The organism is Asticcacaulis solisilvae (assembly GCF_017875235.1).
GTDB classification, from domain to species: Bacteria; Pseudomonadota; Alphaproteobacteria; order Caulobacterales; family Caulobacteraceae; genus Asticcacaulis; species Asticcacaulis solisilvae_A.
In genome coordinates this window covers 121,536-135,325 of record NZ_JAGGMI010000010.1, presented here as the reverse complement: position 1 = coordinate 135,325, position 13,790 = coordinate 121,536, and the positions used below count along the sequence as shown (strand labels likewise).

The 13,790-nt window shown below is 61.9% G+C and carries 14 protein-coding genes; 7 read left to right on the top strand and 7 right to left on the bottom strand.

Translation table 11 applies throughout. From position 1 onward, the window contains the following. The first annotated feature begins 284 nt into the window (after positions 1-284). Complete coding sequence (clpS, locus tag J2X24_RS16480; protein ID WP_245344785.1) at positions 285-569, top strand: ATP-dependent Clp protease adapter ClpS; 285 nt, start codon at positions 285-287, stop codon at positions 567-569. A gap of 200 nt (positions 570-769) precedes the next feature. Continuing rightward, positions 770-3,103 (top strand): ATP-dependent Clp protease ATP-binding subunit ClpA, encoded by a 2,334-nt coding sequence (gene clpA / locus J2X24_RS16475; RefSeq protein ID WP_209724091.1) that lies wholly within the window; start codon positions 770-772, stop codon positions 3,101-3,103. Positions 3,104-3,301: 198 nt separating this feature from the next. Here clpA and J2X24_RS16470 read toward each other — a convergent pair whose 3' ends face one another. Further along, positions 3,302-4,333, bottom strand: coding sequence for an aldo/keto reductase (locus J2X24_RS16470; RefSeq protein WP_209724090.1), 1,032 nt, complete (start codon positions 4,331-4,333; stop codon positions 3,302-3,304). 211 nt (positions 4,334-4,544) lie between these two features. On the opposite strand from J2X24_RS16470, the gene J2X24_RS16465 reads away from it, so the two are divergent. Continuing rightward, entirely contained in the window at positions 4,545-5,573 is a 1,029-nt protein-coding gene (locus tag J2X24_RS16465; RefSeq protein ID WP_209724088.1) for an LLM class flavin-dependent oxidoreductase, read from the top strand. 157 nt (positions 5,574-5,730) lie between these two features. On the opposite strand, the gene J2X24_RS16460 is transcribed toward J2X24_RS16465, so the two are convergent. The 3 genes from J2X24_RS16460 to J2X24_RS16450 are packed head-to-tail and all read right to left on the bottom strand — an operon-like array spanning position 5,731 to position 8,565. After that, positions 5,731-7,464, bottom strand: coding sequence for a DUF4153 domain-containing protein (locus J2X24_RS16460; RefSeq protein ID WP_209724086.1), 1,734 nt, complete (start codon positions 7,462-7,464; stop codon positions 5,731-5,733). Positions 7,465-7,511: 47 nt separating this feature from the next. Further along, the gene (locus J2X24_RS16455; RefSeq protein WP_209724084.1) at positions 7,512-8,132 is read right to left on the bottom strand and encodes a histidine phosphatase family protein; all 621 of its coding nucleotides are present in this window, start codon (positions 8,130-8,132) and stop codon (positions 7,512-7,514) included. A 1-nt stretch (position 8,133) separates the two neighbouring features. Beyond that, positions 8,134-8,565, bottom strand: coding sequence for an HIT family protein (locus J2X24_RS16450; protein WP_209724082.1), 432 nt, complete (start codon positions 8,563-8,565; stop codon positions 8,134-8,136). Positions 8,566-8,643: 78 nt separating this feature from the next. Between J2X24_RS16450 and crcB the strand changes: the two genes are divergently transcribed. The 4 genes from crcB to J2X24_RS16430 all read left to right on the top strand — a co-directional run bounded on the left by crcB (position 8,644) and on the right by J2X24_RS16430 (position 11,521). Next, positions 8,644-9,012 carry a fluoride efflux transporter CrcB gene (crcB, locus tag J2X24_RS16445; protein WP_209724080.1) on the top strand — a complete coding sequence of 123 codons (369 nt, stop codon included), beginning with the start codon at positions 8,644-8,646 and terminating at the stop codon, positions 9,010-9,012. Beyond that, positions 9,009-10,013 carry an RluA family pseudouridine synthase gene (locus J2X24_RS16440; protein ID WP_209724078.1) on the top strand — a complete coding sequence of 335 codons (1,005 nt, stop codon included), beginning with the start codon at positions 9,009-9,011 and terminating at the stop codon, positions 10,011-10,013. Before crcB ends, J2X24_RS16440 begins: the two co-directional genes overlap by 4 nt. Positions 10,014-10,082: 69 nt before the next feature. Continuing rightward, positions 10,083-10,781 carry an HAD-IA family hydrolase gene (locus tag J2X24_RS16435; RefSeq protein ID WP_209724076.1) on the top strand — a complete coding sequence of 233 codons (699 nt, stop codon included), beginning with the start codon at positions 10,083-10,085 and terminating at the stop codon, positions 10,779-10,781. Next, positions 10,778-11,521, top strand: a complete 744-nt coding sequence (locus J2X24_RS16430) for an ATP12 family chaperone protein (RefSeq protein WP_209724074.1) — start codon at positions 10,778-10,780, stop codon at positions 11,519-11,521. Before J2X24_RS16435 ends, J2X24_RS16430 begins: the two co-directional genes overlap by 4 nt. On the opposite strand, the gene J2X24_RS16425 is transcribed toward J2X24_RS16430, so the two are convergent. The 3 genes from J2X24_RS16425 to J2X24_RS16415 all read right to left on the bottom strand — a co-directional run bounded on the left by J2X24_RS16425 (position 11,508) and on the right by J2X24_RS16415 (position 13,608). Then, on the bottom strand, positions 11,508-11,834 hold the full coding sequence (locus J2X24_RS16425; protein ID WP_209724072.1) for an Mpo1-like protein: 327 nt from the start codon (positions 11,832-11,834) through the stop codon (positions 11,508-11,510). The genes J2X24_RS16430 and J2X24_RS16425 overlap by 14 nt on opposite strands. A 17-nt stretch (positions 11,835-11,851) precedes the next feature. Further along, positions 11,852-12,985, bottom strand: coding sequence for a GNAT family N-acetyltransferase (locus tag J2X24_RS16420; protein WP_209724070.1), 1,134 nt, complete (start codon positions 12,983-12,985; stop codon positions 11,852-11,854). 152 nt (positions 12,986-13,137) lie between these two features. Further along, positions 13,138-13,608 carry a RidA family protein gene (locus J2X24_RS16415; protein WP_209724068.1) on the bottom strand — a complete coding sequence of 157 codons (471 nt, stop codon included), beginning with the start codon at positions 13,606-13,608 and terminating at the stop codon, positions 13,138-13,140. Positions 13,609-13,790 lie beyond the last annotated feature (182 nt).

The following is a 13,790-nucleotide window of genomic DNA, read 5'->3' as shown; positions in this document are numbered from 1 at the left end:
ACGCGGTCCGTCACCACTCTGTCACGTGCCATAAAAAACTGTGATCGCCCTGTTTGGCGATTTCCTATTTGCAGCGCGTCTGTTTGGGCTATCTTGCAGTTCGCATGCAGCGGCCTATCTATAGAAGTGTCCGGGACGCCGGGCTTCTGGATGGCCGAAAAGGTAAGATGAGGTTTCGATTGTTGCGCGCTTGGCTATCCGAAGAACTGAACGAAGAGACGTATTTGCAAGGCATTGAAGCGGCCGACAAGGGAGCGGGCACCACCCGGCCCGCCGGAGCGCCGTTGGCTGTGGTCGAGGCCAAGCCGAAGCCGCAGAAGCCGTCCCTGTATCGCGTTCTTATTCTCAACGACGACTACACGCCGATGGAGTTCGTGGTCTACGTCCTGGAGCGCTTCTTCAACAAGTCGCGCGAGGATGCGACGCGGGTCATGTTGCACGTCCATCAGACGGGCGTGGGTGTGTGCGGCGTCTATACCTATGAGGTCGCCGAGACCAAGGTCGCTCAGGTCGTTGACATGGCGCGCCGGCACCAGCATCCGCTGCAGTGCACCATGGAGAAGGACTGACAGGGATAAAGGGTTAACTATAATTACGCCGCAGAGCGCATTTGTTAATTCTTGAGTCAGGAAATAGGGCGGATGATGAGGGCAATCGTGAAGGTAAGGTTCAGGTCGGGTTCAGTTTGAACAAGGTAAAACCGACCTAAACCGTAAGTTAGAGTTTTTGCCATATAGAGTACCGTAGGCTTGAGGTTTAGGAGGTCGTCATGCCATCTTTTTCCAGCGCATTAGAAGAGACCCTGCATCGCGCGGTTGGTCACGCCAATGCCCATCATCATGAGTATGCCACTCTTGAGCACCTCCTGCTGGCGCTGATCGACGATGTCGATGCCGCCGCCGTCATGAGCGCCTGTAATGTCGATTTGGCCAAGCTGCGCACAGCGCTTGACGCCTATATCGAAACCGACCTGAAATCGCTGGTCGAGCCCTCTTCGGAAGAGGCCAAGCCGACCGCCGGCTTCCAGCGCGTCATCCAGCGCGCCGTCATCCACGTCCAGTCCTCGGGCCGCGACGAGGTCACCGGCGCCAACGTCCTGGTCGCCATCTTCTCCGAACGCGAATCGCACGCCGCCTTCTTCCTGCAGGAACAGGAAATGACGCGGTACGACGCGGTAAACTATATCGCCCACGGCATCGCCAAGAAGCCCGGCGCTTCCGAGCCGCGTCCAGTTCGCGGCGCGACGGAAGAGGGCGCTTCGCCTGCCGGCGGAAGCGCGGAGGAAAAGAGCGGCAAGGCCGGCTCGACCGACGCGCTGGCCGCCTACTGCGTCGACCTCAATGAGAAGTCGCGTCACGGCAAGGTCGACCCGCTGATCGGGCGGGCCGCCGAAGTCGAGCGCGCCATCCAGATCCTGTGCCGCCGCACCAAGAACAACCCGCTGCTGGTCGGCGATCCGGGCGTCGGCAAGACGGCCATCGCCGAAGGCCTGGCCAAGAAGATCGTCGAAGGCGATGTTCCGGAAGTCCTGGCCGGCGCGACCATCTACTCGCTGGACATGGGCACGCTGCTGGCCGGCACCCGCTACCGCGGCGACTTCGAAGAGCGCGTCAAGCAGGTCGTCAAGGAACTGGAAGCGCACCCCAATGCCGTCCTGTTCATCGACGAAATCCACACGGTCATCGGTGCGGGCGCGACGTCGGGCGGGGCTATGGACGCATCCAACCTGCTGAAGCCGGCCCTGGCCGCGGGCACGCTGCGCTGCATGGGCTCCACGACCTACAAGGAGTACCGCCAGCACTTCGAAAAGGACCGCGCGCTCGTTCGCCGCTTCCAGAAGATCGATGTCAACGAGCCGACGCTCGACGACACCATCAAGATCCTGAAGGGCCTCAAGCCTTACTATGAGACCTTCCACCACCTGAAGTACACCGACGCCGCCATCAAGACGGCCGTCGAGCTGGCGGCGCGCTACATCACCGACCGCAAGCTGCCGGACAAGGCGATCGACGTGATCGACGAAGCGGGTGCGCTGCAGATGGTCCTGCCGGAATCGAAGCGGAAGAAGGTCATCGGGCCCAAGGAGATCGAATATGTCATCTCCAAGATCGCCCGCGTGCCGTCGAAGTCAGTGTCGCGTGACGACACCCAGTCGCTGCGTGACCTGAAGACCGACCTGCAACAGGTTGTCTTCGGCCAGGACGAGGCCATCGAGCAACTGTCGACCGCCATCAAGCTGTCGCGGGCCGGCCTGCGCGATCCGCAAAAGCCGATCGGCTGCTACCTGTTCTCCGGCCCGACCGGCGTCGGCAAGACGGAAGTCGCCAAGCAACTGGCATCGACCCTCGGCATCGACCTGCTACGCTTCGACATGTCGGAATACATGGAACGCCACACGGTTTCGCGTCTCATCGGCGCGCCTCCGGGCTATGTCGGCCACGACCAGGGCGGCCTGCTGACCGATGCTGTCGACCAGCAACCGCACGCTATCGTCCTGCTCGACGAAATTGAAAAGGCGCACCAGGACATCTACAACATCCTGCTGCAGGTCATGGACCATGGCCAGCTGACGGATGCGGTGGGCAAGAAGGTCGACTTCCGCAATGTCGTGCTGATCCTGACGACCAATGCCGGCGCTTCGGACAACCAGAAGAACTCGATCGGCTTTGGCCGTGAAAAGGTCCAGGGCGAAGACGAAGCCGCCATCAAGCGCCTGTTCACGCCGGAATTCCGCAACCGCCTGGACGCCATCGTGACGTTCAAGCAGCTGAAGCCGGAAGTGATCTCGAAGGTCGTCGAGAAGTTCATCCTGCAGCTGGAAATGCAGCTGGCCGACCGTCACATCTCGATCGAGCTGACCGAGGATGCCGGCAAGTGGCTGGCGGAAAACGGCTACGACGAACTGTATGGCGCCCGTCCGCTGGCGCGCGTCATCCAGGAAAACATCAAGAAGCCGCTGGCCGACGAAATCCTCTTCGGCAAGCTGGTCAAGGGCGGCCATATCCTGGTCAAGCTGGTCGATGGCAAGATCGCCTTCGACATCACGCCCTCGACCAAGGGCGGCGTCGACAAGGCCGGTTCCAAGACCGAAGCGGTGGATTAAGATTGCAGGGGACGCGTCCCCTGCACCCCGGTATGCTAACGGTGCAGGTTGAAGCGCCGGCGGCTTAAGATATACAAATGAAAACCCCCAAGGCTTAGGGCCTTGGGGGTTTTCATTTGTGCAGCCTGGGCTGCGACGTTTCAGTCTTCGCTGTCAAGGTATCGAGGTGCAGGAGGCCGTGCCTCCTGCATTCTTAAATCACCACTGCGTCGGCTTGGGGTTGCGGTCGTTGTAACCCGTCTGGTGCCAGTAAGGATACGGCGGGTCTTTGCGGCTGACGGCGTCGAGCCGCGCAACCTGATCCGTCGTCAGGTTCCAGCCGACGGCGCCGAGGTTCTGAATCAACTGCGCTTCGTTGCGGGCGCCGACGACGATATTGGATACGGTCGGACGTTGCAGCAGCCAGTTGAGCGCGACCTGCGGGATGGTCTTGCCGACCTCGCCGGCGATCTCTTCCAGCACGTCGACAACATTATAGAGGTGTTCGTCATCAACCTTAGGCCCGCCGCCTTCGCCGCCGGAAGCAATCCGGCCTTCGCTTGGCGCCTGGCCGCGCTTGATCTTGCCGGTCAGGCGTCCCCAGCCGAGCGGCGACCAGACCATGGTGCCAACACCCTGGTCCTGCGCCAGCGGCATCAGCTCCCATTCGTAATCGCGGCCGATCAGCGAGTAATAGCCCTGATAGGCGACATAGCGCGCCAGGCCATAGCGTTCAGACGTGGCCAACGCCTTCATCAGGTGCCAGCCCGAGAAGTTCGACACGCCGATATAGCGGACCTTGCCCGAGGTGATCAGCGTGTCCAGCGTGTGCAGGACCTCATCGACCGGCGTCAGGGCGTCGAAGCCGTGCATGAAGTAGAGGTCGATATGGTCGGTGCCGAGGCGTTTCAGGCTGGCTTCGGCCGAACGGATCAGGTGGTAGCGCGACGAACCCTTGTCGTTCGGGCCATCGCCCATGGTGAAGCTGGCCTTGGTCGAGATCAGGGCGTTGTCGCGGCGACCTTTGAGCGCCGCGCCCAAGATTTCCTCTGAGGCGCCGCGCGAATAGACATCGGCCGTGTCGAAGAAGTTAATCCCGTGATCGAGGCAGATATCAACCAGCCGGGTGGCTTCGGCGACGTCGGCATTGCCCCACTTTTCAAAAAAGTCGCCCTTGCCGCCGAACGTGCCGGTGCCGTAGCTGAGGACGGGGACTTTCAGGCCGGACCGGCCAAGCTGGCGATATTCCATGGGGAGGCTCCATTGGTTGTTGCGCTTCGTATTTGGGGGCGCTTTTTAACAAGGCAAACCGCCAGCAGGATTTATTCACCTGTTTCTTGCCTTCCAATCGTAACCGGAACACCTACATAGGCGACATATTGGCCGCGCAGGCTCGCCGCATGAGCGGCTGCGGACGGTCGCCCTTGCCAAAGCTATCGCTTTGGAGTGCCGGAGTGCCGCCATGATTCCCTTTTCCATCCTCGACCTGTCGCAGATTTCCGAAGGCGGCACGGTATCCGATGCCCTGGCCAATTCGGCGCGGATGGCGCAGGCGGCTGAAGCGCACGGCTATGAGCGCTACTGGCTGGCAGAACATCACGGCATGCCGGCCATTGCTTCGGCGGCGACCTCCATTGTGATTGCCCATGTCGGCCAGGCAACCAAAACCATCCGGATTGGTTCCGGCGGCATCATGCTGCCCAACCATTCGCCGCTGGTGATCGCCGAGCAGTTCGGCACGCTGGAGGCGCTCTTCCCCGGCCGGGTCGATCTAGGCCTCGGCCGCGCCCCAGGCACCGACATGATGACAGCGCGGGCCTTGCGCCGCAATATGGGCGACGGTGTCGACAGCTTCCCGCAGGACATTCTCGAGCTTCAGGCCTATTTCGGCGCGCCGGACGAAGGGCAGCGCATCCTGGCCGTGCCGGGCATGAATGCCAATGTGCCGATCTGGCTGCTTGGCTCATCGCTCTACAGCGCACAATTGGCGGCGCAGCTTGGCTTACCTTATGCGTTCGCCTCGCACTTCGCGCCTGAACTTCTGTTCGACGCCCTGCATATCTACCGCAGCAACTTCAGGCCATCCGACTCTCTGGCCAGGCCCCACACCATGGTCGGCGTCATGGGCGTGGCGGCCGACAGCGACGCCGAGGCCGAGTTCCTCTACACCTCGATGCAGCAGTCCTTCGCCAATCTGCGCCGCAATGTCCGCGTGCCCTTTCCGCGTCCGTCCTATGATGCCGTCGCCGACCTTAAGCCGGAAGAAACGGCGATGATCGACCATATGCTGCGCTACGCCATGGTTGGCTCGAAGGCGACGATTGCCAAACGCCTTGGCAACTTCCTCAATCAGACCGAAGCCGACGAACTGATCGTCTCCATGCCGATCCACGACATCGCCGCGCGCCTGAAGTCCGTCGAGTTGTTTGCCGAGGTCCGTAACCTGCTGGGCGCTCAGGCGCAGGCGGTGGTCCCGCCAGCCGGCGTGTAAGCGGTAACCGACGGCTTCAGCCTGCCGTCAAATAGCCCCGCGCTTCATGACACCCAAGATCGCGTTGCTCCAGGGCCTCGTCGCGCACACTGGAGATCACGAACGCCGCAAGGTCTCATATGGAAAAGGTGATAGTGCCTACTAACCCGTGCGCTGACTATTTCGATCGCTCGACCCACAGGCGCAGGGGCGGAGCGTCACCGACCTTCAGGTCATCGAACTCGGGTGTTTGCGGCTTAAGCTTGCCGGCCTTGAAGTCACGGGCCTGGTCGGGCGACAGGTTCAGCGTGCCCGTCTTGTGCCAGCCGTTCTGGTCACGGACGAAGACCGTGGCTTCAAAATCGTCGAGGATCAGCATTTCGGGCTGGCCATCGCGCGACATGTCGATAAATGCCGCCGAACAGGAGGGCGTCGCCGTCTTTTCCGTTGCGCAATCGGGCAGGACGTAGGGGCCATAGGCTTGCGCAAAGAAGCCTTCAGGCATGGCGGCGCCCTGCGGGAAGACGACCGTGAACTGCTTCGGATCGGCCTTTTTCTGCGTCACATCGACTGCCGCTGATGCGTAGCGATCGTCGTCCTTAAGCCGGCTGGCGGTCAGCGCCGCGTCACGGATGGCGCCGGTTTTGCCCGAAGTGGTCAGCTTTTTGAGCGCATCGCGGCCATAGGCGCCGGTATTGAAGCGCAGAAGCTGCCAGTCGAACCGATCGGTCGTGACCTTGCCGGACTGGACGCGCGCGACCTGGCTTTCGACGCTCAGGCGGTTGGGGTTGGCGACCGGCGTCAGCACGGCCAGAAGCAGCGCCGCCTTGATAAAGGCCAGGCCGATATTGATCGGCTCCAACAGGTTCAGCCAGCGGCCTTTCGGCCAGAGCGCGGCGACGGTGTAACTTGCGCCATAGGCGAGGGCGATGATGACGCCGACCCCGGCCAGGACGCGTTCGGGCGTCAGGCCGTATTGCTGGATGCGCAGGCCCAGGCTGAAGGCGGCCAGGGCCGAGAAGACCAGCATCAGGCCGCAGGCCAGCCGCGCCGACCATTTTATAATAACGTGGACCGGGCGTTCTTCGTCGCCCTGCTGATAGGCGGCGTTGATCAGCAGGACCAAGGCCACGCAGGCCGCCAGTAGCGACGCCGTCGCCGCCTTGGTCTTCCATAGCGGCTCAAGCCCGCTGACGCACAAGGAGGCGGCAAAAACAACGCCGATCAGGGTGATCACCGGCAAGAGCCACGACAGGACACCGAGGACGAGGGCGCGGAAACCGGCCATCAGCTTGGGCTGGACGTCGCCGAGATGGACCGCGGCGGCGAAGGCCAGGCCCGTCATCGGCCAGCCGAAGTAGGATTCGCTCAAGAGGTCCCTCAGCCAGTTGAAGCCGATAAAACCTAAAAGCGCCGCGCCCAGCCACAGTATGGCCCAGAACAGGGCGGTGAACAGGATGGCCAGCGCCAGTTGCACGCCGCGCTTCCACGCTTCGTCGAAATAGGTCGGATAGGGCGCGATGATCTTGCGCGCCTGATCGCCGCTGCTGACCAGTTCGTGGGCGATGAACAGGAAGGGGTAGATCAGGAAACTGCTCTGGCTGAAGAAGGCCGCGTAGGAGGCGTCTCCGGCGGCATGGCTCCAGCTGATGAAGGCGATCAGGGCCAGGGCGACTACGCCCCATACGGCCAAGCTAAGGCGTCGCATGGCGCCGGCGCCAGCCCAGAAGATAAACGCGCCCAGCCCAAGCGTCGAGGTCGCTGCGATGCGCCAGGTCTCGGGATGCCAGTTTTCCATCCGCGCGGCGCCGGGCTTGTCGGTCAGCCAGGCGAGCCCGAGGCCAAAGACAAGACCAATCGCAAGCCTGAAGATCAGGGCGTATTGTGGTGTGAAAGTGCTGTTAGCCGGCATGTCATTCCCCCTGATTTTCGCGGAGGTTAACACAGGGGCGATGACAGTTAAATCCGTCCCATGGTCGTCTGGGCGTTATAGATCTGCTGGATCGGCGCATTGTCCGGATCGAGCGCGACCATGCGCCATTTGCCGTCGGTCTCTTCGAACATGACCGGCGCGCAGTTGGGGCTGGAATACATGTCGTCGATGAACTTGCGAGAAATGGCGCGGAACGGGATGCCGTGGCAGACGAACAGGCAGGTGTCGGCGTGGCGGTAGGCGTTGACGCAGTCGAAGACGCGATCGATGACGGCGGGCAGGGCTTCGGCGTTCCACGGATAGTGCTTGCCGTCGACATCGGCCGTCGGGTTCATGTGGTCGCGCATCTCTTCGCGGTGCTGGTGGACCTCGTCGATCGTCATGCCTTCGAAGAGGCCGAAATTGCGCTCGATCAGGCGGGCGTCGATGACCGGTTCCAGCCCCAGCTGTTCGCCGACCAGCCGCGCGGTTTCATGGGCGCGGATGAGCGGACTGGTCACGATCCTGGTCAGGCCTCTGTCTTTGAAAAACGCGGCTGCGGCGCGTGCCTGTGCACGGCCTGTGTCGTTCAGCGGAATGTCGGTCGAGCCCTGCAAGCGGGCTTCGACATTCCAATCGGTTTGGCCGTGGCGAAGAACGAAGAACATCTTACAGCTTCGCCCTGATCTGTTCGGCCAGCGCCTTGAGGTCCGCCATATCGGCCATCTTGCCTGAGGCATGGCCGCGTTCGGTGGCATCGTTCCAGACGGGCAGGATATGGAAGTGGATGTGGAAGATGGTCTGGCCGGCCGCTTCGCCGTTGAACTGCATGATGCGCACGCCGTCGGGCCTGAGCGCATCGCGAACGGCGTGGGCGATTTTCTGCGTTTTGGCGACAAGGTCGCAAAGATCATCCGGCGCGATGTCGAACAGGTTGCAGGCCTTGACCTTTGGGATGACCAGTGTGTGGCCCAGCGTCTGTGGAAAGGCGTCCATGAAGCTGAGCGTCTGGGCGTCCTCATAAACCTTGGCGGATGGAATATCGCCGGCCAGAATCTTGGCGAAGATGTTGCCGGTATCGTAGGTCAGATCGAGGCTCATCGGCTTTGGTCCTTTGGTTTCCGCAAAAGCGTACTTAGTGGACTATGCACCTCGGGCCAAGAGGCGTAATACCGCCTTATGTTGAATGTTTTTCTTGTCTTGATTGGTGGTGGCGTCGGATCGGTGGCGCGCTATGGCCTGGGACGCTGGCTGAACGGTTTCTGGCCCTACGGCACATTTGCCGCGAACGTCGCGGGCGGGCTGCTGATGGGGCTGGTCATGGGCTTTATCCTGCGCAACCCCGGTGAAGGCGAGCGCATGCGCCTGTTGCTAGCCACCGGCGTCCTAGGCGGTTTCACGACCTTTTCGTCGTTTTCGCTGGAGACGGTGCAGATGCTGGAGCGCCGAGACTATGCAGGCGCCATGATTTATGCCGGTCTGTCGGTGGTATTATCGATTGCCGCGGTTGCGCTGGGGCTGTTCATCGTGCGAAAGGTTGCCGCATGAGTAAAGAAGTCAAAACCCTCTACGTCACCGACGGCGAGGACGGGGTCCGCCTCGACAAGTTTTTCAAGCGCCGCTGGCCGCACATCAATCACGTCCAACTGAACAAGCTTGTTCGATCGGGCCAGGTGCGCGTCGACGGCGGCCGGGTCAAGGCCGATACGCGGCTGACGACAGGCCAGACCGTGCGCGTACCGCCTTTGCCCGACGCACCGACCGAGGACCAGCAAAAGCGCGAACGCGCGACGCTGAGCCCGCAGGAAATCAAGTATGCGCGCTCGCTGGTGATCTACGAAGACGAAGACGTCATCGCCATCAACAAGCCGTCGGGCCTGGCGGTCCAGGGCGGCACCAAGACCAAGAACCACATCGACCGGCTTTTGTCGGCGTGGGGCGAGGGGCTGGAGCGTCCGCGCCTGGTCCACCGTCTCGACCGCGATACGTCGGGCGTGCTGCTGCTCGGCAAATCGCCGGCCGCCGCCGCACGTCTGGCGGGGGCCTTTGCCAAGCGCCGCGCCAACAAGACCTATTGGGCGCTGGTCGTCGGTAACCCCAAGCCGGAAGACGGCTATATCGACGTGCCGCTGGTGAAAAAGGGCTTCCACGACCGCGAAATTGTTCAGGTCGCTGATCCGAAAGAGCCGGGCGCCGAAGTGGCCGAAACCGAATATGTCACCATCGGCCGCGCCGGCCCGCGCGTCGCCTGGATGGGCCTGCGCCCGCACACCGGCCGGACGCACCAGTTGCGCGCCCATATGCAGGCGATCGGCCATTCGATCCTGGGCGACCCGAAATACGGCAACGAAGCCAGCCGCGAACTGTCGGAGGGCCTGGGGCTGCAACTGCATCACCGCCGCATCGAGCTGCCGCACCCGACGCAAGGCACGCTGATCGTCGAAGCGCCGCTCGATCCGGTCAGCAAGGCGGGTTTTGATCGCTTTGGCTTTGATTGGCACGACGCCGAACCCGATCCGTTTGTGCGCGTGAAGAAGAGTAAGCGATGAGCTTCCAAAAAGCTGAAGGCTTTTTGGCAAGGGCGACTGCCCGCCCGAGCGAATGCGAGGAGAGCCTGCGTGGCGACTGAACGCAAACTAAAATTAGCGGTATGGGACGTTGACGGGACTCTGGTCGATAGCCGCGCTTCGATTTTGAAAGGCCTTCAGGAAGCGGCTGCGATCCTTGGTTTGAACGAGCCGACCTACGAGGACGTTCGACAGATTGTCGGCCTCTCGTTGTTGGAAGCGATCCAGAGCATGCGGCCGGACCTCGCCCTCGATGTCGCCGAACGCTACGCCTACGAATACAAGCAATCCTTTATCCGCGCCCATGCCCAGCCCGATTTCCATGAGCCGCTTTACGACGGCGCCGATGCCTGCCTGCGCCGTTTGAAAGCCGAAGGCTGGCTGATGGGCATGGCGACGGGCAAGTCGCGGCGCGGCATCGAGCGCAATACGGCCGTCTATGACTGGCACGGCATTTTCGATTGCAGCTTCTGCGCCGATGACGGGCCGTCAAAGCCGCACCCGCATATGCTCAAATGCAATCTCGACCATCTCGGCGTCGATCCGCACCAGACGGTGATGATCGGCGATACCGCGCACGATATTCGCATGGGCCTGAGCGCCGGCGTCTATACGATCGGCGTGTCCTGGGGCTTTCATACGGTCGATGAGCTAAAGGCCGCTGGTGCGCACATCATCGTCCACGATTTCGACCAATTGAATGCGGCGCTCGATGCCTTCGTGCCCGAAAACGTAAAGGCTGCGATATGACCTATAAGGCCGAAGCCCCTTCGAAGAAGAGCGACCAGTTGGGCCACCGCCCCAAGCGCTTCTGGCGTGAAGCCGTGCCGGCCCAGGTCGCGGAAGGGTTTGAAATCCACCTCGACGGCCGCGCAGTCAAGACGCCGCAAGGCCACGTGCTGCGCTTCCCGACCCTGGCCGTGGCGGGACAGGTCGCCGGTGAGTGGGCGGCTGTCGGCGAATATGTCGGCTATGAAGACATGCCGCTGACACGTCTGGGCTTTGCCGCGGTCGATCGCATGGACACGCTGGTGGCCGAAACGGTCGGCGAAGTGCTGCGCTATACCGAAACCGACCTTGTCTGTTATCCGTCGGAATATCCGGCGGCCTTGATCGAACGTGAGGACGCCGCCTGGCTGCCGCTGATCGATTGGGCCAACGAAGCCTTGGGACTAGAGTTCCGCCAGAACCGCACCCTGATCCATAAGCCGCAGCCGGCGGAAACAGCCGCGCGCATCCAGGCTCTGGTCGAAGGCGCCACGGCCTATGAGCGCGCTGGGTTGATGTCGGCCATTCCGTTGTTTGGCTCAGTCGTTCTGGCGCTGGCGGTGTGGAAGGGCCGGATTGCCGGCGAGGCGGCGTTTGAAGCGTCGCGCGTCGGTGAGGACTTCCAGTCCGAGACCTGGGGTCGCGACGAAGAGGCGGCACAACGCGCCGCGTCGATGCGGGCGCAGGCGCGCAGCCTCGATGTCTGGTTCAGGAACCTCTGACGCGCTTCATGCGCTTACCCAACTGTCCCGTCAGCCACAGAAAGAACATGTGGTAGTCGCCGATGAACGACCACAGCGGATACGTGAAGGTCGCGGGTTTGTTGTGCTCGACGAAGAAATGCCCGATCCAGGCGCAGCCGTAGCCGGCCAATAGCCCTGCCGCTATCCATAACGGATTGCCGGTTGAGATTGTGGCGATCAGGGCGGCGATGCCGCAGCTTGATCCGACATAGTGCAGGGCGCGCGTCAGCGGCCGGCTGTGTTCGCTGAGGTAAAAGTCAAAAAAGGCCGAATAGGTGCGGTAGCGGTCCATCCGGCGATCATACGCCCTTATTCGCCTTTTTTGAATGGCGAGGCTTCGGCCTCCATCAGCTCCATCTGCTCGACGACGGCGACGCGTTCGCGTTCCAGATAGTCGGCGACCGGCCGGCGTAGGCGGGCGTCGCGAATATAGTGGGCCGAATAGACCGGGTGGGGCAGGTAGCCGCGCATCAGCTTGTGCTCGCCTTGCGTGCCGGCCTCGACGCGCCTCAACCCGTGCGCAATGGCATAGTCCATGGCCTGATAATAGCAGACTTCGAAATGCAGGAAGGGGACGTCGACCGTGGCGCCCCACTGGCGGCCATATAGGATGTCGCCGCCGATGAAGTTGATGGCGCCGGCGACGGCCTGGTCACCGTCATAGGCGAAGACCAGCAGGATGCGGTCGCGCATCCGTTCCGTCACGCTAGAGAAGAAGGCGCGGGTCAGATAGGGCTGGCCCCATTTGCGGTCGTAGGTGTTCCGGATAAAGGCGTACATCTCGTCGAGATGTGTTTCGGTAATGTCCTTGCCGGTGATGAGACGGAAAGACAGTTGCGCCTGCACGTCGCGGCGTTCGCGACGGATGACCTTGCGGCGATTGGACGACAGGGCTGCCAGGAAATCCTCGAAGGAGCCATAGCCGGGATTGTCGAACCAGAACTGCTGGTCTTGGCGCAGTAGCATGTTCTGTTCGCCTGCGCTCAGCCATTCCTCCTCGAGCGGAAAGGTGATGTGCAGCGACGACAGGCGGTTTTGGTCGCAGACGCGCATGGCGGCATTAAGGAGAGCTTGGCGCGTTGCTACGTCTTTTGCCAGCAGCCGCGGGCCGGTGACCGGCGTAAACGGAATGGACGATTGCAGCTTCGGATAATAGTCGCCGCCGGCCTGTTCATAGGCGCGGGCCCAGGCGTGATCGAAGACGTATTCGCCCATCGAATGGTATTTGATGTAGAGCGGCATGGCGCCGATGACGGCGTCGCCGTCGCGCAAGGCCAGGTGCGCCGGCTGCCAGCCCGACTCTTCGCCGACGCAACCTGTGCTTTCCAGCGCTTCGAGATAGGCGAAGGTGGTGAACGGGTTCTGATCGGGCAGAAGCGCATCCCACGCGGCCTCACCGATATCGCTGATCCGATCGTGCAGGGAGAGGGTGGGGGAGGTCATGCGGCGACAATAGCCCTGTCGGCTTATGGGGTCGAGGGGGCTGAGCCCCCTCGCCTTAGATATAAATCAGGGCAGCCCCTTGGAAGGGCTGCCCTGATTTATCTTTAAAGAGGAAGGGGACACGGTCCCCCTCACCCCGTAACGCGACGGAGCTATCGGCGATCCGCCACTTCCACAAACGCGTCGATCTCGACCGCGAAGCCGAGCGGAATCTTGTACATGCCGACGGCCGAGCGGGCATGGCGGCCGGCATCGCCGAGGACGGCGACCATCAGGTCCGAGCAGCCATTGATGACCTGCGGGATATCGTAAAAGTCCGGGCCGGCCTGGACGAAGGCGTTGAGCTTGACGACGCGCACAATATTGTCGAGGTCGCCGCCGGCGGCCGCCTTCATCTGCGCCAGCAGGTTCAGGCCGCACAGGCGCGCCGCTTCCTGGCCTTCCTCGATCGAGACGTCGACGCCCAGCGTGCCCTTGATGCGGCCCGAGCCGTCGTTCGACAGCTGACCGGAGATGTGGACGTAATTGCCGGTGCGCACGAAGGGCACGTAGTTGGCGACCGGGGAGGTCGGGGTCGGCAGGCTGAGGCCGAGCGCGCTCAGACGCTCTTCGGATTTGGACATTGGAGGCACCTTATCTGGGCTGTGAGATTGGCACGCTTATAGCCGAATCTGCCGCCTTGTCGAGAAGCGGTAAACATACCCCTAACGGACGTGAAAAAGCCTTATATACTAACGTTTTGCTAAGGAATTAACTACGCATTTTTACCTCTCGTTAGCTTCCCCTTCACCTGCCTTTAAGAGAC

Bases quoted from the DNA above. Each gene is read 5' to 3' on its own strand.
- J2X24_RS16420 (WP_209724070.1), bottom strand. From the start codon at position 12,985: ATGACCTCCCCCACCCTCTCCCTGCACGATCGGATCAGCGATATCGGT.
- J2X24_RS16465 (WP_209724088.1), top strand. From the start codon at position 4,545: ATGATTCCCTTTTCCATCCTCGACCTGTCGCAGATTTCCGAAGGCGGC.
- J2X24_RS16425 (WP_209724072.1), bottom strand. From the start codon at position 11,834: ATGGACCGCTACCGCACCTATTCGGCCTTTTTTGACTTTTACCTCAGC.
- J2X24_RS16450 (WP_209724082.1), bottom strand. From the start codon at position 8,565: ATGAGCCTCGATCTGACCTACGATACCGGCAACATCTTCGCCAAGATT.
- J2X24_RS16455 (WP_209724084.1), bottom strand. From the start codon at position 8,132: ATGTTCTTCGTTCTTCGCCACGGCCAAACCGATTGGAATGTCGAAGCC.
- J2X24_RS16415 (WP_209724068.1), bottom strand. From the start codon at position 13,608: ATGTCCAAATCCGAAGAGCGTCTGAGCGCGCTCGGCCTCAGCCTGCCG.
- crcB (WP_209724080.1), top strand. From the start codon at position 8,644: ATGTTGAATGTTTTTCTTGTCTTGATTGGTGGTGGCGTCGGATCGGTG.
- J2X24_RS16470 (WP_209724090.1), bottom strand. From the start codon at position 4,333: ATGGAATATCGCCAGCTTGGCCGGTCCGGCCTGAAAGTCCCCGTCCTC.
- J2X24_RS16440 (WP_209724078.1), top strand. From the start codon at position 9,009: ATGAGTAAAGAAGTCAAAACCCTCTACGTCACCGACGGCGAGGACGGG.
- clpA (WP_209724091.1), top strand. From the start codon at position 770: ATGCCATCTTTTTCCAGCGCATTAGAAGAGACCCTGCATCGCGCGGTT.
- J2X24_RS16460 (WP_209724086.1), bottom strand. From the start codon at position 7,464: ATGCCGGCTAACAGCACTTTCACACCACAATACGCCCTGATCTTCAGG.
- J2X24_RS16430 (WP_209724074.1), top strand. From the start codon at position 10,778: ATGACCTATAAGGCCGAAGCCCCTTCGAAGAAGAGCGACCAGTTGGGC.